The organism is Streptomyces diacarni (genome assembly GCF_003323715.1).
GTDB lineage: Bacteria > Actinomycetota > Actinomycetes > Streptomycetales > Streptomycetaceae > Streptomyces > Streptomyces diacarni.
Genome location: NZ_QOIN01000021.1, coordinates 32,528 through 54,656 on the forward strand (window position 1 = coordinate 32,528; position 22,129 = coordinate 54,656).

At 74.4% G+C, this 22,129-nt stretch carries 19 protein-coding genes; 11 read left to right on the plus strand and 8 right to left on the minus strand.

Annotated features, from left to right (window positions below; genetic code table 11):
• Positions 1-41: 41 nt before the first annotated feature.
• The 3 genes from DTL70_RS00915 (at position 42) to DTL70_RS00925 (ending at position 5,153) form a co-directional block, all read left to right on the plus strand.
• The gene (locus DTL70_RS00915) at positions 42-2,366 is read left to right on the plus strand and encodes an acyl-CoA dehydrogenase family protein (protein WP_114019872.1); all 2,325 of its coding nucleotides are present in this window, start codon (positions 42-44) and stop codon (positions 2,364-2,366) included.
• 72 nt (positions 2,367-2,438) lie between these two features.
• Positions 2,439-3,632 (plus strand): lipid-transfer protein, encoded by a 1,194-nt coding sequence (locus DTL70_RS00920; protein WP_114019873.1) that lies wholly within the window; start codon positions 2,439-2,441, stop codon positions 3,630-3,632.
• Positions 3,633-3,719: 87 nt separating this feature from the next.
• Positions 3,720-5,153 (plus strand): MFS transporter, encoded by a 1,434-nt coding sequence (locus DTL70_RS00925; protein ID WP_245978891.1) that lies wholly within the window; start codon positions 3,720-3,722, stop codon positions 5,151-5,153.
• A 31-nt stretch (positions 5,154-5,184) separates the two neighbouring features.
• Here DTL70_RS00925 and DTL70_RS00930 read toward each other — a convergent pair whose 3' ends face one another.
• Together DTL70_RS00930 and DTL70_RS00935 are read right to left on the minus strand one after the other, a co-directional pair.
• On the minus strand, positions 5,185-5,790 hold the full coding sequence (locus DTL70_RS00930) for a response regulator transcription factor (RefSeq protein ID WP_114019875.1): 606 nt from the start codon (positions 5,788-5,790) through the stop codon (positions 5,185-5,187).
• Entirely contained in the window at positions 5,787-7,112 is a 1,326-nt protein-coding gene (locus DTL70_RS00935) for a sensor histidine kinase (protein WP_114019876.1), read from the minus strand. The genes DTL70_RS00930 and DTL70_RS00935 overlap by 4 nt, the downstream gene beginning before the upstream one ends.
• Before the next feature lie 282 nt (positions 7,113-7,394).
• Here DTL70_RS00935 and DTL70_RS00940 point away from each other — a divergent pair, with 282 nt between their 5' ends.
• The 3 genes from DTL70_RS00940 (at position 7,395) to DTL70_RS00950 (ending at position 10,379) form a co-directional block, all read left to right on the plus strand.
• Positions 7,395-8,252 carry a MaoC/PaaZ C-terminal domain-containing protein gene (locus DTL70_RS00940; protein ID WP_114019877.1) on the plus strand — a complete coding sequence of 286 codons (858 nt, stop codon included), beginning with the start codon at positions 7,395-7,397 and terminating at the stop codon, positions 8,250-8,252.
• Between the two features lie 68 nt (positions 8,253-8,320).
• Positions 8,321-9,403: a Zn-dependent alcohol dehydrogenase gene (locus DTL70_RS00945; RefSeq protein WP_114019878.1), complete on the plus strand. Its 1,083-nt coding sequence runs from the start codon at positions 8,321-8,323 to the stop codon at positions 9,401-9,403.
• Positions 9,404-9,434: 31 nt separating this feature from the next.
• The gene (locus DTL70_RS00950) at positions 9,435-10,379 is read left to right on the plus strand and encodes a 3-oxoacyl-ACP reductase (RefSeq protein ID WP_181860711.1); all 945 of its coding nucleotides are present in this window, start codon (positions 9,435-9,437) and stop codon (positions 10,377-10,379) included.
• Positions 10,380-10,725: 346 nt separating this feature from the next.
• Here DTL70_RS00950 and DTL70_RS00955 read toward each other — a convergent pair whose 3' ends face one another.
• A complete protein-coding gene (locus DTL70_RS00955) occupies positions 10,726-12,303 on the minus strand; it encodes a hypothetical protein (RefSeq protein ID WP_181860712.1) in 1,578 nt (525 codons plus the stop codon).
• A 319-nt stretch (positions 12,304-12,622) separates the two neighbouring features.
• Here DTL70_RS00955 and DTL70_RS00960 point away from each other — a divergent pair, with 319 nt between their 5' ends.
• The 3 genes from DTL70_RS00960 to DTL70_RS00965 are packed head-to-tail and all read left to right on the plus strand — an operon-like array spanning position 12,623 to position 15,551.
• Positions 12,623-13,552, plus strand: coding sequence for a Nif3-like dinuclear metal center hexameric protein (locus tag DTL70_RS00960; protein WP_114019880.1), 930 nt, complete (start codon positions 12,623-12,625; stop codon positions 13,550-13,552).
• Entirely contained in the window at positions 13,549-14,292 is a 744-nt protein-coding gene (locus DTL70_RS33365) for a zinc ribbon domain-containing protein (RefSeq protein ID WP_181860717.1), read from the plus strand. The genes DTL70_RS00960 and DTL70_RS33365 overlap by 4 nt, the downstream gene beginning before the upstream one ends.
• Positions 14,289-15,551, plus strand: coding sequence for a bifunctional RNase H/acid phosphatase (locus tag DTL70_RS00965; protein ID WP_181860713.1), 1,263 nt, complete (start codon positions 14,289-14,291; stop codon positions 15,549-15,551). The genes DTL70_RS33365 and DTL70_RS00965 overlap by 4 nt, the downstream gene beginning before the upstream one ends.
• 33 nt (positions 15,552-15,584) lie before the next feature.
• On the opposite strand, the gene eda is transcribed toward DTL70_RS00965, so the two are convergent.
• The 3 genes from eda to DTL70_RS34715 form a co-directional block, all read right to left on the minus strand.
• Positions 15,585-16,217 (minus strand): bifunctional 4-hydroxy-2-oxoglutarate aldolase/2-dehydro-3-deoxy-phosphogluconate aldolase, encoded by a 633-nt coding sequence (eda, locus tag DTL70_RS00970; protein WP_114019882.1) that lies wholly within the window; start codon positions 16,215-16,217, stop codon positions 15,585-15,587.
• A gap of 70 nt (positions 16,218-16,287) precedes the next feature.
• On the minus strand, positions 16,288-17,088 hold the full coding sequence (gene yaaA / locus DTL70_RS00975; protein WP_114019883.1) for a peroxide stress protein YaaA: 801 nt from the start codon (positions 17,086-17,088) through the stop codon (positions 16,288-16,290).
• 137 nt (positions 17,089-17,225) lie between these two features.
• The gene (locus DTL70_RS34715; RefSeq protein ID WP_114019884.1) at positions 17,226-18,809 is read right to left on the minus strand and encodes an FAD-binding oxidoreductase; all 1,584 of its coding nucleotides are present in this window, start codon (positions 18,807-18,809) and stop codon (positions 17,226-17,228) included.
• Positions 18,810-18,869: 60 nt separating this feature from the next.
• On the opposite strand from DTL70_RS34715, the gene DTL70_RS00985 reads away from it, so the two are divergent.
• A complete protein-coding gene (locus DTL70_RS00985; protein ID WP_114019885.1) occupies positions 18,870-19,388 on the plus strand; it encodes a DinB family protein in 519 nt (172 codons plus the stop codon).
• Between the two features lie 121 nt (positions 19,389-19,509).
• Here DTL70_RS00985 and DTL70_RS00990 read toward each other — a convergent pair whose 3' ends face one another.
• The gene (locus DTL70_RS00990) at positions 19,510-20,889 is read right to left on the minus strand and encodes a radical SAM protein (protein ID WP_114019912.1); all 1,380 of its coding nucleotides are present in this window, start codon (positions 20,887-20,889) and stop codon (positions 19,510-19,512) included.
• A 172-nt stretch (positions 20,890-21,061) separates the two neighbouring features.
• Positions 21,062-21,265 carry a hypothetical protein gene (locus DTL70_RS00995; protein WP_114019886.1) on the minus strand — a complete coding sequence of 68 codons (204 nt, stop codon included), beginning with the start codon at positions 21,263-21,265 and terminating at the stop codon, positions 21,062-21,064.
• Positions 21,266-21,507: 242 nt separating this feature from the next.
• Here DTL70_RS00995 and DTL70_RS01000 point away from each other — a divergent pair, with 242 nt between their 5' ends.
• A complete protein-coding gene (locus DTL70_RS01000) occupies positions 21,508-22,050 on the plus strand; it encodes a hypothetical protein (protein ID WP_114019887.1) in 543 nt (180 codons plus the stop codon).
• Positions 22,051-22,129 lie beyond the last annotated feature (79 nt).

The following is a 22,129-nucleotide window of genomic DNA, read 5'->3' on the forward strand; positions in this document are numbered from 1 at the left end:
CGCACCTTCCCTCTTGGTGGAACGTGTTCTAGTGTGCCCGCATGGCCGACGGGAGCACCGTGAGCAGCGCAAGCACGCGCATCGCAGGCGGCATCGGAACGACCCAGGAGCACCGGGACCTGGCCGCTTCCGTACGGGGCGGGCTGGCGCGCGCCGTCCCCGGTGCGAAGCGGCGCGCGGCGCTGGAGGCGCCGCCGGGCCGGGAGCGTCCTGACTGGTGGAAGGGGCTCGCGGAACAGGGCCTGTGCGGCATCCATCTGCCCGAGGACGCGGGCGGCGCGGGCGGTTCCCTGCTCGACCTGGCCGTCGTCGTGGAGGAGACCGGCAGGGCCGCGCTTCCGGGTCCTTACCTGCCGCACGTGCTCGCCTCCGAACTCCTGTGCACGGCGGGCGGCTCGGACACCGCACTGCTCGGGGCGCTGGCCACCGGCGCGCGCGTCGCGGCCCTCGCCCTCACCCCCGGCTCCCTCACCGCGGCGCCCGGGGACGGAGACGGCCCCTCCTACGTGCTCGACGGCACCGCCCCACCCGTTCTCGGCGGAGCCCAGGCCGACGTGCTGCTCCTCGCCGCGCGCACCCCGTCCGGCACCGTGTGGCTCACCGTCGACGCCGAAGCGCTCGACATCAGCCCGCAGGAGAGCGCCGACCCCCTGCGCCCCACCGCCCAGGTCACCGCCCGCGGCCTTGAGGTGCCGGCGGCCCGCGCGCTGCCTCTCGATGACGACCGCGTACGCGAGGTCGCCGCCGTCCTCTTCTCCGCCGAGGCGTGCGGCCTCGCCGCCTGGGCGCTGGCGACCGCGACCGAGTACGCCAGGACCCGCGAGCAGTTCGGGCGTCCCATCGGCCAGTTCCAGGCCGTCAAGCACCTGTGCGCCGACATGCTCGTCCGCCTCGAACAGGCCAGGGCCCTCACCTGGGACGCGGCCCGCGCCTCCCGCACGCCGGACGAGGAGGCGGCGCGGGCGGCGGATGTGCCCGCCGGACAGCACGGCGAGGAGAACCCCGAGGCGGTCCGCGGGCTGACGGCGGCGCTCGCCGCCTCGGCCGCGCTGGAGGCGGCCCACACCTGCGCCAAGGACTGTGTGCAGATCCTCGGCGGCGTCGGCTTCACCTGGGAACACGACGCGCACCTGTACCTGCGCCGCGCCGTGGTCGCCCGGCAGCTGCTGGGCACCGGCGCAGCGCACCGGCTGCGCGCCGCCCGGCTCGCGGGCGCGGGCGCCCGCCGCAGACTGCGGATGCGGCTGCCGTCCGAGGCGGAGGGCTACCGCGCGCAGGCGCGCGAGGTGATCGCGCCGCTGCGGGGACAGGACCCGGCGGCGGTCCGCCGCGCACTGGCGCCGACCGGCTACGCGGCCCCGCACCTGCCAAAGCCGTACGGCCTGGGGGCGGGGCCCGTGCGGCAGTTGGCGGTGCAGCGCGAGCTGGACGAGCACGGCGTGAAGGTCGCCGACCTGGGGATCGCCACCTGGGTCGTGCCCTCCTTGCTCACCTACGGCACCGAGGCGCAGCGCGAGCGCCACCTGCTGCCGACGCTGAGCGGCGAGGTGCTGTGGTGCCAGCTCTTCTCCGAGCCGGAGGCGGGCTCCGACCTGGCCTCCCTGCGCACCCGTGCGGAGCGGACCGGGGACGGCGGCTGGCGGATCAACGGCCAGAAGGTGTGGACGTCGGCGGCGCAGTGGGCGCGGTGGGGCATTCTGCTGGCGCGCACGGACCCGGAGGCGCCCAAGCACGAGGGGCTGACGTTCTTCCTCGTCGACATGGCGCACACCCCCGGGCTGGAGGTGCGCCCGCTGAAGGAGATCACGGGCGACGCGCTGTTCAACGAGGTGTGGTTCGACGACGCCGTGCTGCCGGCCGACGCGGTGGTCGGTGAGGTGAACGACGGCTGGCGGGTGGCCCGGCACACCCTCGGCAACGAACGCGTCCACATGGCCGATCAGCTCACCTTCGGTACGGGGCTCGAAGCGCTCCTCGCCCGGCTGGATCCCAGCGGCGGCGCACAGGAGGGCATCGACGACACGGTGCGGGAGCGGATCGGCGCGCTGGCGGCCGAGGCGCACGCGCTGGCCTGCATCGGGCTGCGCACCACGCTCCAGCGGGTCGAGGGCCTGGATCCGGGCGCCGGCGCCAGTGTCCGCAAGCTCATCCAGACCCCGCACCAGCAGCGGATCGCCGAGCTGGCCCTCGAACTCCTCGGCGCGGGCGGCGCGGTGTGCGAGGGCGAGGGTGAGCGGGCCGTGCACGAGTTCCTGATGTCGCGCTGTCTGACCATCGCGGGCGGTACCACCCAGGTGCAGCTCAACGTGGTGGCCGAACGCCTCCTCGGACTGCCACGCGACCCGGAGCCGCGCCCCCTCATCTGAAGCGCGCTCCCCCTCATCCGGAGCTCGCGCGACGAGCTCGTCCGAACGCTCTCCCCGACGCAAGGAGCAGCCATGACAGGCAAGGCGTTCGTCATCGGCGTGGGGATGACCCCCTTCGTCAAGCCCGAAACCCGCGAGTGGCAGTACTGGGACATGGCCCAGGAGGCGGGCAGCGCGGCGCTGAGCGACGCGGGACTCGCCTACGACGCCGTCGAACAGGCCGCCGTCGGCCACTGCCACCAGCCCTCGACCGCAGCCCAGCGCGCCGTCTACGCACTCGGCCTCACCGGCATCCCCGTCTACAACGTCAACAACAACTGCGCCACGGGCTCCACGGCGCTGATGCTGGCCCGCCAGTTCGTCTCCTGGGGGGTCAACGACTGCGTCCTCGCCCTCGGCTTCGAGAAGATGCAGAAGGGCGCACTGGGCGCGGGCGCGGACTCGGGCGACTTCGCCACCTCGCCCGTCGCCCGGCACTACGGCGTCATGGCGGCCGGGCACGGCTTCGAGGCGAGTCCGCCCACCGCGCAGATCTTCGGCAACGCGGCCCGCGAGCACAGGGAGCGGTACGGCACCACGCGTGAACAGCTCGCCGCCGTGGGCGAGAAGAACCACCGCCACTCGGCGGGCAATCCGCGCGCACAGTTTCGCGACGTCTACGAACGCGACGAGATCCTCGCCGCCAAGATGATCCACGACCCGCTGACCCGGCTCCAGTGCTCGCCCACCTCCGACGGCGCGGCGGCGGCCCTGGTCGCCTCCGAACGCTTCGTGCGCGAGAGGGGCCTGACGGAGCACGCCGTGGAGATCGTCGGGCAGGCCATGACGACCGACACCGAGGACTCCTTCGCCACGGGCTCGTGCATCGACGTCGTGGGCCGCCCCATGTCGCGGGCCGCCGCGCGCCAGGCGTACGAGGAGAGCGGACTCGGCATCGAGGACGTCGACGTGGTCGAGCTGCACGACTGCTTCTCGGTCAACGAACTGCTCACCTACGAGGCGTTGGGCATGTGCGCGGAGGGCGGCTCGGGACCGCTGGTGGAGTCGGGGGCGACGACCTACGGCGGCCGGTGGGTGGTCAACCCCTCGGGCGGGCTGATCTCCAAGGGGCACCCCCTCGGGGCGACGGGCCTCGCCCAGTGCGCCGAACTCGTCTGGCAGTTGCGCGGCACCGCGGAGTCCCGCCAGGTGGCGGGCGCGCGCGTGGGCCTGGCCCACAACATCGGCCTGGGCGGCGCCGCGGTGGTGACGCTGCTGCGGCGCTGAGTCCCCCCGGCCCCCCGCATGACCGCACCTTCGCCGGGGCGGAAAACCACGGGGGAGGGGGCAGGTGAAAATGACACACTTGCGCGCATGCCCCTCTCCGCGCCCCGCCTCTGGGCGGTCGTGCTGGCCGCCTGCGCAGGCCAGTTCCTCGTCGTGCTGGACGTGTCCGTCGTCAACGTCGCCCTGCCCTCGATGCGCGACACCCTCGCGCTGTCCGAGACGGGCCTGCAGTGGGTCGTGAACGCCTACACCCTCACCTTCTCCGGGCTGATGCTGCTCGGCGGCCGTGCCGCCGACCTGTTCGGACGCAAGAAGGTCTTCCTCGCGGGCCTCGCCCTGTTCACGGCGGCGAGCCTGGCGGGCGGCCTCGCGCAGGAGCCGTGGCACCTGCTGGCGGCCCGCGGCATCCAGGGCATGGGCGCCGCCATCCTGGCCCCCGCCACACTGACGCTGCTGACGACGTCCGTCCCCGAGGGCCCGGCCAGGACGAAGGCGATCGCCACGTGGTCGGCGGTGGGCGCGGGCGGCGGCGCCGCGGGCGGGCTCGTGGGCGGGGTGCTCACCGACGCGCTCTCCTGGCGCTGGGTGCTGCTGATCAACGTGCCCATCGGCGCGCTGGTCGTCGCGGCGGCCGCCGTCTGGCTCACCGAGAGCCGCGAGGAGACGGTGCGCAGGCTCGACGTGCCCGGCGCGCTGCTGGTCACGCTGGGCCTGGGCGCGGTGGCCTACGGCATCGTGCGGACCGACAGCGCGGGCTGGGCGGCTCCCAGCGCGCTGGGCCCGCTGGTGGCGGGGCTCGTGCTGCTGGGGCTGTTCGTCCTGGCCGAGGCGCGGTCGCCCGAGCCGCTGGTGCCGTTGCGGCTCTTCCGCAACCGTGCCGTCTCCGCCGCGAACGCCGCCATCTTCATCAACGGCCTGGCCATGTTCGCCATGTGGTACTTCCTGTCGCTCTACACCCAGAACGTGCTCGGATACACGCCGCTCCAGGCGGGTTTCGCGCTGGTCCCGCACTCGCTGACGATCGTGCTGGGCTCCAAGGTGGCGCCGTTGCTGATGGCGCGGATGGGCGAGCGGTACCTGGCGGTGGTCGGCGCGGCGATGGCCGGGCTCGGCTACCTGTGGCAGGGCACCATGGACGCGCAGGGCGAGTACGTGACGGCGATCCTGGGGCCCGGCGTGGTGATGGCGCTCGGCGCGGGGCTGGCCGCGACGCCGCTGGCCACCATCGCGACGGCGACCGAAAAGCCGGGCGAGGCGGGCCTGTTGTCCGGGCTGTTCGGCACGGGACGCACGATGGGCGGGGCGCTGGGGCTGGCCGTGCTGTCCACGGCCGCCGCGGCCCGCACCGGCGGGCGGCACGACGCCGCCTCGCTGGCCGCGGGATACGGCATGGCCTTCTCCGTCGGGGCGGTCCTGCTGGGCGCGTGCACGCTGTTCATGCTGGCGGCACTGCCCAGGACGCTGAAGCGGGCCCCGGTGGTGCCGGAGCGGGAGCCGGCTCCGGCGCCCGAACTTCCCTGAGAGCGCGGGCATCCGCCGCTGCGGGGCGCCGTCACAGCCAGCCGTTCTGGCGGGCCGCGCGGACGGCCTCCATGCGGTTGCGGGTGGAGGTCTTGCCGATGGCGGCGGACAGGTAGTTGCGCACCGTCGCCCCCGACAGGTGCAGCCGTGCGGCGATGTCGGCGACGGTCGACCCGTCGGCCGCGGCCAAGAGCACCTCGCACTCGCGCCGGGTCAGCGGGTTGGGCCCGGCGCTGAGCGCGGCGGCCGCCAGCGTCGGGTCGATCACGCGCTCGCCCGCCAGGGCCCTGCGGATGGCTGAGGCCAGCTCCTCGACGGGGCCGTCCTTGACGAGGAAGCCGCCCGCGCCCGCCTCCATGGCGCGGCGCAGGTAGCCGGGCCGGCCGAACGTGGTCAGGATGAGCACCGTGCAGGAGGGCAGCCTCTCGTGGAGCTCGGCGGCCGCGTCCAGCCCGCTGCGCCCCGGCAGCTCGATGTCGAGCAGCGCGACGTCGGGTTCCGCCTCCAGCGCGGTGGGGACGATCTCGTCGCCGGAGGCGACCTGGGCGACGACTTCCATGTCCTCCTCCAGATCGAGCAGCAGGGCGAGCGCGCCGCGCATCATGCCCTGGTCCTCCGCCAGCAGGACCCTGGTCACCGGCGCGTCCTCTCCTCGGTCGTGGCCTCGGCCGTCTCGGCGTCCACGGGCAGTTCGGCGACCACCCGGAAGCCGCGCCGCCCGTCGGCGCCGCCGTGGAGGGTGCCGCCCGCCGCCGCCAGCCGCTCGGTCAGCCCCTTCAGTCCGGTACCGGCCCTCGGGCCCGCGGCGGTCCGCGGGCCAAAGGCGGCGCGCTGTGCGTCACCGGAGCGTACGCGGGAGTCCGGCTCACCCGGCCCGCAGCCCTCCGCGCCGGCCCCGCGCCCGTCCTGTGCGGGGCCGCGTCCGTCGTCGGTGACCGTCACGCGCACCAGGTCCGCCGTCGTCCGCACCTCGATCTCGCAGCGTCCTGCATGGCTGTGCCGCACCGTGTTGGTGACGCACTCCCGGATCACCCAGCCCAGCAGCGCCTCGGTCTGCGGTGGCAGCGGTGGGCCCGACCAGCGCACCTCGGGGGCGATGGCGGCCGCCTCCAGCACGGAGCGGGCCCGTTCCAGCTCGGTGGCCAGGCTGCCCTCGCGGTAGCCGCTGACCGCCTCGCGGATCTCGGTGAGCGCCTGCCTGCCGACGGCCTCGATGTCGGAGGCCTGTGCGAGTGCGGCGTCCAGGTCGCGGGCGCTCAGCCGGCGGACGGCCTCCGCCTTGACGACGATCACCGACAGGGTGTGGCCGAGCAGGTCGTGCAGGTCGCGGGAGAAGCGCAGCCGCTCGCGCTCCACGGCGGTCCGTGCCAGCTCCTGCCGGGTGTCCTCCAGCTGCCGCACGGTGTCGAAGAGCCCCAGCACCGCTGCGGTCACCATGCCGGAGACGAACGTGCCGTAGCCGACGCCCACGGCGCTGGAGATGTCGCCGTGGCCGTGGTCCCAGCCGGTGACGAATCCGGCGGTGCCGCTCAGCGCGATCAGCCACACGCCCAGGTGCCTGCCGCGCAGCTGCCGTACGGCGCCGGAGGCGAGTGAGAGCAGTGGGAAGAACATCGTCCACGCCCCGCCGTAGCCGACGGCCACCGCGAGGGTGAGCGCGGTCAGCCCGGCGAGCCCGTACAGCGGGGTGCGCCGGTCGCGGTGGCGCGGGTCGAAGGCGGTGAAGACGACGAGGATGTAGAGGCTGTTGAAGGCGAGCAGCGCGGCCCCGCCGATCCAGGGGTTGCCGGACTTTCCCTGGATCACGTGGGAGAAGGCGCCCAGTCCCATGAGGAGCCAGGGCAGGAAGGTGTACTTGCCGGGCCCCTTGCCCAGGGCGGCCCGCTCCCGGTGCCGCTCGGCCGAGGGATCGGCCGGTGCCCCCGGCGGCGCTGTGGGTGTGCCTGCGACTGTCGTCATGGCGACGACGGTACGGCGCCGGGCGGCGGGCGGTGCAGATCCGGATGTGGGCGGCCGAGCAGGACGAATGTCACGGCCGGGCCCGGATCCCCGCCTTGGCTGACGGGGCATCAGGTCTTCCCATGTGCGGGACGCTGCGTTATACAGGTAGCCCCCGGATCGGTTAGAACGTGTTCTCATTCCGACCGGCCCGAAGCGGTCCTGGCCCGGCCGACGGTGCGGACGACCGGGCCAGGACCCCCGCCGAGAGCAGCCCGTAGGACGCAAGGAGCCCGCCACCCCATGCCCATCGACGCAGCGAAGGCCCTCGCGGCCGAACCCCGCAGCACCGAGATCTCCTGGGACCACAAGGACGTCCAGCTCTACCACCTCGGCCTCGGCGCAGGTGTACCCGCCACGGACCCGGCCGAGCTGCGCTACACACTGGAGAGCAGGCTGCACGTCCTGCCCTCGTTCGCCACCGTCGCGGGCGCCGGCATGGGTGTCGTCGGCGGCCTGTCCGCGCCCGGCATCGAGGTCGACCTGGCGGCGGTGCTGCACGGCACCCAGTCCGTCGTCACCCACAGGCCGCTCCCCGTGGGCGGCCGCGCCACCTCCACCTCGCGGCTCGCCGACCTCTACGACAAGGGCAAGGCCGCCGTCCTCGTCCTGCGCACCGACGTCACCGACGCGGAGGGGCCGCTGTGGACCAGCGAGGCCCAGCTCTTCGTCCGCGGTGAGGGCGGCTTCGGCGGCAAGCGCGGCCCCTCGGCCCGCATGGAGCTTCCCGAGCGGGACCCCGACCACGTCGCCGACCGCCCCATCCGGGAGGAGCAGGCGCTGCTCTACCGCCTCTCCGGGGACTGGAACCCGCTGCACGCCGACCCCGACTTCGCCCGGCTGGCCGGGTTCGAGCGGCCCATCCTGCACGGACTGTGCTCGTACGGGATGGCGCTGAAGGCCGTGGTCGACGAGGTGCTCGGCGGGGACGTCACCCGCGTCTCCTCCTACGCCGTCAGGTTCGCCGGGGTCGTCTACCCGGGGGAGACCCTGCGGGTGCGCGTCTGGCGCCTGGACGAGGCACGCCTCCAGCTGACGGCCACGGCTGCCGAGCGGGATGACGCCGTCGTGCTGGGGGACGCCGTGGTCACGCACACCTGAGCCGGTACCCAACCCTCGACCACCTCTCGACCACCCCTCGACCACCTCTCGACGTGAAGGAGTCCGAGATGCGCGCAGCGGTACTGCACGAGACCGGTCAGGACGAGCTGGAGGTCGTCGACGACGTCGAGCCCGCCGGGTTCGGCCCCGGCAAGGTACGCGTCCGCATCCGGGCCACCGGGCTGTGCCACTCCGACCTGTCCGCGATGAACGGGACCCTCCCGCAGCCCGCCCCGTTCGTGCCGGGCCACGAGGGCGCGGGCGAGGTGCTGGAGGTGGGGGACGGCGTCACCCACGTACGGGCGGGTGACCGGGTCCTGGTGTGCTGGCTGCCCGCCTGCAACACCTGCCCCTCCTGCCGGCGCGGCCAGCGGCACCTGTGCCTGACCGGGTTCATGAACGCGGGCACCGCCAACTTCCGCCGCACCACCGGCGGCACGGACGTCTTCGGCTTCGCCGGCACCGGCACCTTCGCCGAGGAGGCCGTCTTCGACGCGCCGTGCGCGGTGCCGATCCCCGACGACGTGCCCTTCGAGATCGCCGCCCTGATCGGCTGCGGGGTCACCACGGGGCTGGGCGCGGCGTTCAACACCGCGCGGGTCGAGGCGGGCTCGTCGGTGGCCGTCCTCGGCTGCGGCGGTGTCGGCGTCAGCGCCATCCAGGGGGCCAGGGCGTGCGGCGCCGCGCGGATCGTCGCCGTCGACCCCGTCGCCTCCCGTCGCGAGGCGGCGCTGCGGTTCGGCGCGACCGAGGCCGTCGCCCCCGACGAACTGGCCGCGGCGAAGCAGCGCCTGACGGGCGACGAGGGCTTCGACTACGTCTTCGAGGTGGTCGGCAGGTCCGCGACGGCCCGTACCGCCTACGAGACCACCCGGCGCGGCGGCACCCTGTGCGTGGTGGGCGCGGGCGCCATGGACGACCAGCTCCAGTTCAACATGTTCGAGCTGTTCTTCGACGAGAAGCGCATCCTGCCCTCCCTCTACGGCGGCGGCGACGTGCTGCGCTCCTACGACCGTGCGGTGGCGCTGTGGCGGGCCGGCCGCATCGATTTGGAGTCGCTGATCACCCACCGGGTCAGCCTCGGCGAGATCAACGACGCGCTCGACCAGATGCGCACCGGCGAGGCGCTGCGCACCAGCATCTCTCTCTGACGGCCACCGCAGCGACTTCGAGAGGACGGACATGTCAGTGGCGGGTTGTTTGCAGGACAGGACCGCGATCGTCACCGGTGCCGGGCGCGGACTGGGCCGCGCCGAGGCGCTTGAGCTGGCCCGCCTCGGGGCCCGCGTCGTGGTCAACGACTTCGGGCGGCCCGGCAGGGACGGGAGCGGCGAGGCGTCGGCCGGTCCCGCGGAACAGGTCGCCGCCGAGATCCGCGCGGCGGGCGGCGAGGCCGTCGCCCACCAGGGCGACGTGGCCGACTTCCGTCAGGCCGAGGAGCTCGTGCGGCTGGCCGTCGACACCTACGGTTCGCTGGAGATCCTGGTCAACAACGCCGGCATCCTGCGGGACAGGATGGTCTTCTCGATGAGCGAGGACGAGTGGGACTCGGTCGTCCGCGTCCACCTCAAGGGGCACTTCAACACCACCCGCTTCGCCGCCGCGCACTGGCGCGAGAGGTCCAAGGCCGCCGGCGGCCCGGTCTACGGGCGGATCGTCAACACCTCCTCCGAGGCGTTCGTCGCGGGCTCGGCGGGCCAGCCCAACTACGCGGCGGCCAAGGGCGGCATCGTCGGTCTGACCACCTCCACGGCGGGCGCGCTGGCCAAGTACGGGGTGACGGCGAACGCCATCTGCCCCCGGGCGCGCACCCGGATGACCGAGGACGTCTTCGCCGGCTTCGCGGCGCCCGACGAGGGGCTCGACCCGCTCGCGCCCGAACACGTCTCCCCGCTGGTGGGCTATCTGGCCTCGCCCGCCGCCTTTCGCGTCAACGGGCAGCTCCTGGTGGTGCACGGCGGCATGGTGGCGCTGCTGGAGAGGCCGAAGGTGGCGGCGAAGTTCGACACGGACAAGGAGGTCTTCACCGTGGCGGAACTGGACGAGAAGCTGACCCCCTTCTTCGGCGCGCGCTCCCCGCAGGAGACCTTCGCGGCGGGCGAGGTGCTCGGCCTTTCGAAGGGCTGAGCGCGCGCGGGAAGGGCCGTACGGCGAAGCCCCGGCCGCCGTGGGTCGGGCGGGCGGCCGGGGCTTCGCCGTGCCGCGCGGCGGACATCGCCGCGCGGCACGGGGCACTACGCGGGTTCGGGACGGCGGTGGCGTCCCTGCGCGGGTACGGTCTGTTCCTCTCGTGCGGCGGCTTCCCCCCTGTGCTTCCCCCGGTGAGTCCCCTCGCCGGCCGTCTGCGTGTCGCTCGGCGTCTCGGTCTGGGTGTCGGACATCGTGATGTCACTCCGTCAATCGCTTGCTGCCGTCGTACCCGGCGGAGTTTAACGACCGGGAGCAGCCGACTTCAGGCCGTTTCAGCCGCTGGTCACGCCGTGCCGGTGGGCAGCGGAGCCTGCTGGAGCGGCACCGGTTTGCGCGCCGTCTCTCCCAGGGCCCCGAACGAGCCCGTGCCGCCTGCGGAAACGGCCCGGCGGACCAGGGAACCCAGCAGCCCGGAGGGCGACCCTCCGTGACCTCGATGTTGTAGACCCGTGACGTCACCGCCCGTGCCGGAAGCCGGCGGTCCGGCCTGCCGCTGGGGCTCGGCCTGCCGCGGTGGCTCGCCGGCCCCGGGGGAGGGCGGAGGAGACGCCGGACGCGCCGGGTGCGCGGGCGGGTGCTGCGCATGCGAGGGGGGCTGTGCATGCGAGGGGGGCTGTGCATGCGAGGGGGGCTGAGACTCCGACGAGGGCGGCGGCGGAGAGGGCGGCGGGGACGAGACAGGGGAGGCGGACGGGGAGGGAGGCGAGCCCGGGGAGGGGGCCGCTGCCCGCGTCGGCGTCCGGGGCGCCGGCGGGGCCCCGGACGGTGGTGTGTCCGCACCCGGCGCGGGCGTCCCGGCTCCCTTCGTGGGGTCCTCGGGCCGCCGCTCGCTCCCGGCCGCCGACTCCTCACCGTCAGGCAGAGGCGCGCGCATGCGGGCCAGCCCGCACGGGTTGTGTGCCGTGGAGTAGGGGACCCGCAGCTCGCCGTCGGCCGTCCACAGACCCTTGCCCGTCAGCCAGCCCGGCGGGCTCGCCACGTGCCGCAACTCCTTGAGCCCCGGGCGCCACACGGCCGGCCAGGTGCCCTGCGCCGCGTCGACGCGCAGCGCCACCCCGCACCGTTCGGGCAGCAGCGTCTGGCCCGGCTGAACGGCGATCGGGGTGAGCCGGGTCCCGGCCGGGTGCAGCACCTCGGGGAAGCGCACCGGACGGTGGCTGCCCAGCACGCCCCAGCCCAGCCGTTCCTCGCCGGGCGCGTCGGAGCTCACGAGCAGCAGTCCGCTGTCCGGGTCGGCCAGCAGCAGGCGGTCGTTGCTCTTCTCGGTGATCTGGAGGAGCGGCGAGACCGCGCCACCCGCGGCGAGATCGACGGCGACCGTCTTGGTCGGCCCCTCGCCTCCGGGCCCCTGGGCCTCGACCGCGAGCAGCCGCCCCTCCGGGTCCAGCCAGGCGCCGCCGGAGCAGCGGGCCTCGATCCGCGCGACGCGTTCGAGCGCACGCGGGGCGCCGGGTGTCACCCGCCACACGTCGGTGGCGCGGCCGCCCGCTGCCGCGGCGAGCGCGTAGGCGCGGATGCCGCAGGGGGCGGGGGGCAGCAGCCGCAGCTCGTCCGTCTCCACGGTGCCCAGGCGCAGTTCGCCGGTGTCGGGCCCGGAGGGGTAGAGCAGGGCCAGGGAGTGGTGCCCCGGTGCCGGGCGGGCGATGAGCACCCGCCCGTCCGCGAGCGGCAGCACGCCGCTGCCGGGGTCTTCGGGCTGCTTCACGGGCAGCGGCACCGCGTACGGTTCGGGACCGCCGAGCGTCCAGCGCTCGGGGTACCACAGCTCCGTGCCGGCGCGCGTGGTGAGACGGGCGGCATACGAGCCGTCCGCCGCGACCGTGAAGCTCCCGTTCATGACCTTCGCGACACTCGCCGTCATGCCTCGATCACCTCCGGTGACCGAAACTAGGGGCGCCGTCGCGGGCGCACGACGGGGACCGAGGCGCTTCACGCGTAAGGGTGACCGAAGACGGTGTTCGCCTGCGACGGCGCCCCGCGGTGTGCTGGGACCGGCGGTCCACGCCGGCGACGGCGGTGCGCGCCGGGCCGGAAACGGGCCGTGTCCGCGCGCGGCGGGCGCCCACCCGTCCGCGACCGCCGACCCCGGGACGTGCGGAGGACCGCCGGGCCCGGCGCCCGGAAAGAAGGGGCCGCAGGGGCCGGGGGAGACCTCGGGCGGGACAGGTAGCCTTGCCCCCGTGCCAGCACAGCCCGCCCTCTTCGAAGTCATCGCAGCGCTCGACGCCCTGTGGCCGCGCGAGCGTGCCGAGCAGTGGGACGCCGTCGGCACCGTGTGCGGCGACGTCACCGATCCCGAGGCCCGCGTCAGCCGCGTCCTGTTCGCCGTCGACCCCGTGCAGCAGATCGCCGACGAGGCCGTCGCCACGGGCGCCCAACTCCTGGTCACCCACCACCCCCTCTATCTGCGCGGGACGACCACCGTCGCGGCCGACACCTTCAAGGGCCGCGTCGTCCACACCCTGATCCGCGGCGGAGTGGCCCTGCACGTCGCCCACACCAACGCCGACACAGCGGACCCGGGCGTCTCCGACGCGCTCGCCTCCGCGCTCGGGCTGCGCGTGCTGCGGCCCCTCGTGCCCGACCCCACGGACCCCGAGGGGCGCCGCGGGCTGGGCAGGGTCTGCGCGCTCGACCGCCCGCTCGCCCTCGGCGACCTGCTCGAGGCGGCCGCCGCCGCGCTGCCGGTCACCGCGCAGGGTGTCCGCGTCGCCGGCGATCCGACCGCGACCGTGCGGACCGTCGCGGTGTGCGGCGGTTCGGGCGACAGCCTCTTCGACGCCGTACGCGCCGCGGGGGTCGACGCTTACCTGACCGCCGACCTGCGCCACCACCCCGCCTCCGAGGCCCGCGAACACGCGCCGCTCGCCCTGCTGGACGCCGCGCACTTCGCCACCGAGTGGCCCTGGTGCGAGCAGGCCGCCGCGCAGCTCGACGCGATCGCCGAACGGGAGGGCTGGGACCTGCGCACCCAGGTCTCCCGCACCGTGACCGACCCGTGGACCGCGCACGCGCCCTCGCTGCCGCAGGCGTCCCCGCTCACTTCGCCTGCCACGCCCAGCCCCACCGCACCGACCGCCCACGACCTCACCCCGGGAGCCCCCAACTGAACGCCGCGCCCGCCGATCAGATCCGCCTGCTCGACGTCCAGGCACTCGACATCCGCCTGTCGCAGCTCGCGCACAAGCGCAAGACCCTGCCCGAGCACGAGGAGATCCAGCGGCTGGAGGCCGACCACGCCCAGCTGCGCGACCTGCTCGTGGCCGCGCAGACGGAGGAGAGCGACACGGCGCGCGAGCAGACCAAGGCCGAGCAGGACGTCGACCAGGTCCGCCAGCGCGCCACCCGCGACCAGCAGCGTCTCGACTCCGGCGCCGTCACCAACCCCAGGGACCTGGAGAACCTCCAGAGCGAGATCGCCTCGCTGGCCAAGCGCCAGAGCGACCTGGAGGACGTCGTGCTGGAGGTGATGGAGCGCCGCGAGTCCGCCACAGGGCGCGCGGCCGAACTCGGCGAGCGCGTCGAGTCCGTCGGTACCGAGCTCCAGGAGACCACCGCCCGCCGGGACGCGGCGCTCGCCGAGATCGACGCGGAGGTGGAGAGCGTCCGCAAGGAGCGCGAGACCATCGCCGCCGCCGTCCCCGACGACCTCATCAAGCTCTACGACAAGATCCGCGAGCGCGAGGGCGGCGTCGGTGCCGCCAAGCTCTTCCAGCGCCGCTGCGAGGGCTGCCGCCTGGAGCTGAACATCACCGAGCTCAACGAGGTGCGCGAGGCGCCCGCCGACACCGTGGTCCGCTGCGAGAACTGCCGCCGCATCCTGGTGCGGACCCCGGAGTCCGGCCTGTGAGCTGGGGGCACCCCCGGCCGGAGACCGGCGGTGCCCCGGCCCGGCGGACGTTCGTCGTCGAGGCCGACGGCGGCTCCCGGGGCAACCCGGGCCCGGCGGGTTACGGCGCCGTCGTCCGGGACGCCGCCTCGGGGCAGACCCTGCGCGAGACCGCCGAGTTCCTCGGCCATGCCACCAACAACGTCGCCGAGTACCGCGGTCTGCTGGCCGGGCTGCGCGCCGCCCACGAACTGGACGCCGATGCCGCCGTCCTGGTGCGGATGGACTCCAAGCTCGTCGTCGAGCAGATGTCGGGGCGCTGGAAGATCAAGCACCCGGACATGCGGCCTCTCGCGCTGGAGGCCGGCTCCGTCTTCCCGCCGGAGGCCGTGACCTACGAGTGGATCCCCCGCGCGGAGAACAAGCACGCCGACCGGCTCGCCAACGAGGCGATGGACGCGGGCAAGCGCGGCGTCAGCTGGCAGCCCGGCGCCTCCACCGCCGAACTCGACACGGCCGGCGCCGCGACGGGCTCCGCAGGCGTGGGGTCAGCCGACACGGGCTCCGCCGACGCCGGCTTCACCGACCCGGGGCCGGCCTCCACCGACCCGGGGCCGACCGCTCCCGCCGTCCGCGTCGGCTGGGGCCCGGACATGGGGACGCCCACCACGTTCGTGCTGCTGCGGCACGGCGAGACGGCGCTCACCCCCGAGAAACGGTTCTCCGGCAGCGGCGGCAGCGATCCCGAACTCTCCGCCGTCGGGCGGCGGCAGGCCGCCGCCGTCGCCGACGCGCTGGCCGCGCGGGGCACCATCGAGGCCGTCGTCGCCTCGCCCCTGCGCCGCTGCCAGGAGACGGCCGCGGCGGTCGCCGGGCGCCTCGGGCTGAGCGTCCGCACGGAGGACGGGCTGCGCGAGACGGACTTCGGCGCCTGGGAGGGGCTGACCTTCGCCCAGGTCCGCGAACGCCACCCCGAGGACCTTCAGGCCTGGCTGGGCTCGGCCCACGCCTCGCCCACTTCAGGAGGCGAGTCGTTCGACGCCGTGGCCCGGCGGGTGGCGCGCTCCCGCGACCAGCTCCTGGCCCGCTACGCGGGCCGCACCGTGCTCGTCGTCAGCCACGTCACCCCGGTCAAGACCCTGGTCAGGCTGGCGCTCGGCGCGCCCGTGGAGTCCCTCTTCCGCATGGAGCTCGCCGCCGCCTCCCTTACGGCCGTCGCCTACTACGCCGACGGCAACGCCTCGCTGCGCCTGCTCAACGACACGGCCCACCTGCGGTAGCCCCCGCCGGAAGGCCGCACGGAGGGCGGCGGGTCAGCGGCCCGCCGTCGCGGCCTGCGCCGCCAGCGCCTTGACGCGGTTCCAGTCCTTGGCGGCGAGAGCGTCCCCCGGGAGCATCCAGGTGCCGCCCACGCAGGCGACGTTGGGCAGGGCGAGGTACGAGCCCGCGTTGGCGGCCGAGACGCCGCCCGTGGGGCAGAAGCGGGCCTGGGGGAGGGGCGAGGCCAGCGACTTGAGGTAGGCGGTGCCGCCCGCCGCCTCGGCGGGGAAGAACTTCATCTCCCGCACGCCGCGCTCCAGGAGGGCGACGACCTCGGAGGTCGTCGAGACGCCGGGCAGGAACGGCACGCCAGAGGCGCGCATGGCCTCCAGCAGCGTGTCCGTCCACCCGGGGCTGACCAGGAAGCGGGCGCCCGCCTCCACCGCCTCGCGCACGTTGTCCGGGCCCAGCACGGTCCCCGCGCCGACGACGGCTTCGGGGACGGCCTCGGCGATCGCCCGGATCGCCGCGGGCGCCGCCGGGGTGCGCAGCGTCACCTCGATCGCGGGCAGCCCGCCTGCCACGAGCGCCCGGGCGAGGGGCACGGCGTCCTCGACGTCGTCCAGTACGACGACGGGGATGACGGGGGCGAGATCGAGGACGGAGGGGGCGGCGGGGCTGCTCATACGCGTATGCTGCCCCTCCTCGCGCACGCCGCGCAACAGCCGTTGCGCCCCCTGCAACGCGAGGCTTCCCCTACAGCTCCGTCACCACCACGTCGAGCGCGCTCGCCGCCCCCGGCTTGGGCTCGCCCTGCGGGCCTTCCACCACGTAGCCGAGGTCGCGCAGCGCGTCGGCCAGCTCCTGCGGGGTCCGCGGCTCTGCGCCCTCCTCCAGCAGCGCCCGCACCAGGCGGCCCTTCGTCGCCTTGTTGAAGTGGCTGACGACCGACCGCTTCTCCACACCGTCCACGGTCTTCGACTGCAACACCCGCACGGTGGCCGTCCGCCGCGCCGTGTCGCCCTTGGGCTTCCACATCGCGGCGTACGCCGACGAGCGCAGGTCGAGCACCAGGCCCTCACCGGCGGCCTGCGGAAGCGCCGACTCCAACGGCCCCCGCCAGTACCGGCCCAGCGACCCCGTGCCGGGCAGCTTCACGCCGCCCGAGAGCCGGTAGGAGGGGATGCGGTCCCCGGTGCCGACGGCGCCCCACAGCGCGGAGAAGACCAGCAGCGAGCGTGCGGCACGGCGGGCGGCAGCGGCGCTGAGACCACCCAGGTCCAGCGCGTCGTACAGCACCCCGGTGTACAGCTCGCCCGCCGGCCTGGTGGGCGCCGTGAGCAGTCCCGCGTTCTTGGCGACCTCGCCGCGCAGCCCCTCGCTGAGCCCGAGCACCTCGCGGGCCTTCTCCTCGTCCGCCCGGCAGAGCGCGACCAGCTCCTCCAGCACCGTCTCGCGGGCCGACGTCAGCTCGGGAAGGGAGAGCGAGGCCAACTCCAACGGGCCCTCCCGCCCGCCCTCGGCCTTCCCTTCTGACGGCGGCAACAGCACGAGCACGGCACTTCTCCTTGTCCGGGGGCGCTCCCGGGCAGGGGTCCGGAAGCGGGGTGACGGTGTGAGAGCCAGCGTACGGAACCGTGCGCCGCCGGGCGTGCGAGGCTCACGCTGCTACGCGGTAGGAGAGGCGTGGGGGCTCACAGCGCCTGCGGTAAGGAGAAGAGCCGGTCGGGGTCGTGCATGGCCTTGATCTTGGTCAGCCGCTCGGCGTTGCTGCCGTAGTAGGCGTGCCGCCAGTCGCGCAGCGCCGGATCCGGATGGTTCTGGTAGGCGAAGCCGCTGGCCCACGGCCGCATCGCCGCGTGCGTGGCGTCCAGCCAGCCGCGGAGACCCGCCACCGCCTCGGCGCCCGCGGTCTCCTGCCAGCCGGCCGCGTACTGCGCCAGGAACCGCGCGTCGCGGTGCACGAAGGCGGTGGCGTCCGGGCGCGGTCGCTGCACCGCGCCGCCCAGCGCGTGCAGCGTGACGCTGCCCGACCCGTCGCCGCGCAGCCGGACCAGCTGCTCGACGCGTGCCACGAGCGCGCGTATGCCCTCGGGTGGCAGGGGGCGGGTGCAGAAGTCCGAGCGCACCGCGTACGACTGGCGGGGCACCCTGCCGCGCTTCGTACGGCCGGGCAGCGTGCCCCGCTGGTGTGCCTGGGCCAGGGTCCACCCCGAGACGCCGCCCAGCACCTTGACGGCGTCCAGGAACGAGTGCCGCCGCAGCGAGAGGTCCGCCGGCATCCCCTGCGTCCGCGGACCGCGGCGCGGGCCCCGGGCGCGGCCCACCAGCCGGTCGAGGTGGTTCTCCAGCTCGCGGCGGGCCCCGAGCGACAGGCCCGAGACCCGCACGCTGCCGGGGCGGCCGCCGGCCGGAGCCGACAAGTGCAGGTTCGCCCAGATCTCCTCCGGCGCCACGGGCGCCCACCGCTGCCACTCGCGCACCACGTCGGCCGCGTGCTCCCACGGCCACGTCAGGAAGAACGTGAGGCAGGCGGGCGCCACATGGGTGCGGAACTCCAGGGAGGTGACGACGCCGAAGGTGCCGTTCCCCGCGCCGCGCAGCGCCCAGAACAGGTCGGCGTCGCCGTCCTCGGCCACCCGGCGCTCCCGCCCGTCTGCCGTGACGAGCGTCGCCCCGGTGAGGCTGTCGCACGTCAGCCCGTAGGCGCGGGCCACGACCCCGATCCCGCCGCCCAGCGCCAGCCCCGAGATCCCCACCGTCGGCGCGGCGGCGGCCGGAATGGTCCGCTTGTGCGAGGCCAACTCGGCGTGCACGTCCAGCAGTTTCGCCCCGGCCCCGACGGTGGCGCTGCGCCCCGACGCGCTGACCTCCGCCATCCTCTGCACGTCGACGACGAGCCTGCCCGAGCCCGTGGACCAGCCCGCGGACGAGTGCCCGCCGCTGCGGACGGCCACCGGCACCCCGAACCTGCGGGCGAACGCCAGGCACTCGGCGACGTCGCCGGGGCCCGCGCAGTAGGCCACGGCGGCCGGACGGACCGCGTCGAAGCGCGGGTTGGCCAACTTGCGCGCGGCGGTGAAGTCCCGGTCCCCGGGGCGCAGCAGCGTGCCGTCCATTCCCGCGCCGAGCGCCGCCCACGCCGCCTCGCCGAGCCGCTCCGGGCGGCCGGCCCCGCGCGCCCGGTGCCCCCGCGCCGCACCCCCGGCTCCCCCCGGTGGCCGCCCCGCCTCACCACTCGTGCCGGCCACGGGAAGGGGCGGGTGCGGGGGAGTCATCACCGTAGCCAACCAGCAGGCGGGGGCGCCCGCCAGCCAATTGTGGTTACAGTCGGGCGCATGACTGATGTGACCGGGTTTTCCGCGCGTGGAGATGTAGGGCCGCCCCAGGCGGAGGGCGGCGAGAGGGAGACCCTGACGGCCTTCCTCGGATATATGCGCAAGGCGGTGATCGCGAAGGCCGCCGGGCTCACCGACGAGGTCGGCCTCGCGCCAGGAGTGCCGTCGGGCACCAGCCTGCTGGGCCTCGTCAAGCACCTGACCCGGGTCGAGCACAACTGGTTCGTGTGGGGCTACGCGGGCGACGGCGGTGAACAGCCGCTGGACGACGACGCGCCGCCGGAGGCGGGGGAGACCGGCGAGGCGCTGATCGCCGCCTACCAGGACGCGATCCGCGCCTCCGACGAGATCATCGCCTCCTGCGACGACCTCGGCCGCCGCGGCGCGCGCTCGCTGCGCGCGGGGGCCGAAGGCCCGACGATGCGCTGGCTCCTCGTCCACATGATCGAGGAGACCGGCCGCCACGCGGGCCACGCCGACATCCTCCGCGAGCAGACCGACGGAGCGACGGGGCGCTAGGCGCCAGGCGTTTTCGGGCTTGCTCCGGCAGGGAGTGACACTGCTCGCAGTGTGCGGGCTGCGGGTGGGGTGTGGCTTGTCGCGCCGTTCCCCGCGCCCCTTCCGGGGCGCGGGGTCCGCCCTACGCTACGGGCGCGCCCTCCTCCGACGGGAGCGTGTCCATGAACGAGCTGACGGAGAAGACCGCGCGGCCCGCGCCCGCGGGACCGTATCCGGGCGGCGAGGACAGCCCGTGCCGCTGCATCGCGCTGCGGTAGGCCTCCAGCAGCCTGATGTGGTACTCCAGCGGCGCACCCATCGGGTTCGTCTTGCCCAGCGGCGTGGTCGGCTCGGGGCACCAGGTCGTGAAGCGCGGGGTGATCCCGTTGGACATGAAGAAGTCCAGGCCCTCGGTCGTGGAGGCGATCGCCTCGTCCACCGAGCCGAAGCCGTACGGAGCCGCCATCTCGACCCCCGCGACGAAGTTCGGGATCACGTTGCGCGGGCCGAAGACGTCCGCCGAGTCGAGGATGCGGCGGTGCCACTCCTCGCGGCCGACATAGCGCTCCTTGCCGGGGCAGTACAGCTCGAACAGCCGCTTGTCCCACACCTCGAAGTTGGGGTGGTAGATGCTGATGCCGTAGTCGTGGAAGCGCTGCACGTCCTCCTTGGGCAGCGCCTGGGCCACCACCTTGCCCGTCCAGCGCCCCGGGAAGCGCTCCTCGATGGCCTTGGCGTACCGGCCGTAGAAGTCGGCCTCGTCCATGCCCTGCACCTTGGAGGTGATCGAGCCGCCGGTGAGGGTGTAGGCCCGCGAGGCGCCGAGCGAGTCGTGGTCAGAGATGATCTGGAGCGCCTCCAGCACTTCCTCGACCGGCTTGACGCCCGTGTAGGGGCGCCCGGCCGCCTTGTGCTGCCGCCAGTTGTGGTTGATGTCGCAGTACTGGCACTCCTCCTTGGCACCGAAGTACTGGCACACCCGGAAGACGGTCAGATAGATCAGGTAGCCCCACTGGATGGTCGGCGCCACCTCCATCACGGACTTCCCGTTCGCGAGCGCGTGCCGGTAGTAGTCCGGCATCGGCGGCAGCCCGACGTCCGCGATCCGCTTCCCGTCCAGGTACAGCCCGAGAGCGCCGTCCTCGCCCGCCTTCACGCGGTACGGCGAGTCCGGGTTCACCCGTACGGAGACGACGGTGCGGCGCAGGTCGTACGGACCGCCCGTCAGTACGACCTCCTCCGGCGGGCGGCGCAGCGCGGCCTCACCCAGCTCGGGCAGGGTGCGGTGGTCGAAGGAGAAGATGAAGTACGACTTCGGCTTCACCTCGCCGGTGGCCTCGTCGGTGGTGTCGCTGAGCGCCGAGTCGTCGAAGGCCATCCCGCCGCGGAGCAGGTCCTCCTTGAGCACGGCCTCCCGCGGGATGTGCTCGAAGCGTTGCATCAGGTCCTCGATCAGGGCGGTCCTGTTGCCTTGCTCCTGCTCGTGCTGCGGGGGCCTGCCCGAGGGCAGGCGGGACGGCATCGGCAGGGGAGTGGGCGTTGGCGGCATGTGCGATCGGCTCCTCACTTCGCGGCCCGGGGGCGTACCCGACGGTACTCCCGCGTCCGAATGAGCCGCACACCTGCCCTCTTGGTTCGGTTTCGGTCGCCCGCCGCCCCGCTTACTCCCACACGTGCCCGGGCCGCCGCCGCGCTCACTCCCACACGTCGGGGCCGCCGCCGCGCCACTCGATCAGGTTCGGGTCGTCGAGCTGGATGTCGGCGGGGTCGAGCCCGGCGCGGCGCAGGAACTCGACCACGTCTTCGGGCCGGTGCGCGAACCCGAGGCTCTCCGCGTGGGCGGTCACCTTCCGTCCCCCGGTGGTGGACGGAGGGTGTACGACGATCGGTGGAGTCATACCCCCAGCGTGCAGCCCAGGCCAACGCCCCGCACCTCCTCCGGGTCCCCACGCCCTCGGCTCCCGGACCCGGGGGCGTCAGCACGCCTCACCTCGGCGCCGGTATATCGAGTGAAGTGCGCATACATCCCGAATGGCCCCACCGCGCCCCGGGCAGCCCCGCACGTGTCCGCATCCGCCCGTCCGGGTGGACGCCACGCCCCGTCACCGGGTCTGGCCGCCGCGCACGAGAAAGGCACCCCATGCTCAAGCGCACCGCGCTCGCCACCGCCGCACTGACCGCCACCGCACTGCTCGCCGCGGCGGGAACGGCCGCCGCCTGCCCCGCACACGAGGGCGGCCGCGACCACGGCAACGGCGCCCCCCACTCCCACGGGCTGCGGCCGCACGAGCAGAGTGGGCCTCAGCAAGAGACGCGACCGCAGCACCAGAGCGGGCCGCAGCAGCAGACGGAGCCCCAGCAGGAGATGCGGCCCCAGCAGCCGAGTGGCCCCCGGCAACAGCTGGGGCCCCAGCGGCCGATGGCGCCTGAGCAGCAGAGCGGCCGGGAGCAGGCCGGACCCCAGCAGCCGGGCGGGCCGGACCAGACCCGGCCCGAGCAGGCCGGGCCTCAGCAGGTCGAGCAGACCAGGCCGCAACAGGCCAGGCCGCAGCAGCAGGGCCGGGTGGACGGGGAAGGGCAGGGGCGGCCGCAGGACATGCGCGAGACCGTGCGCCCCGTCGACGGCACCGAGACGGGAAGCCTCCTGAGCCCGCAGAGCATGGGCCGCATGTTCGCCATGTGAGGACGCTCGGCCCGTGCGGGCCAGGCTGCTCCGCCAGGCAGCCACCACGGACGAAGGGCGCGGCCGACGTGGGAGCCGC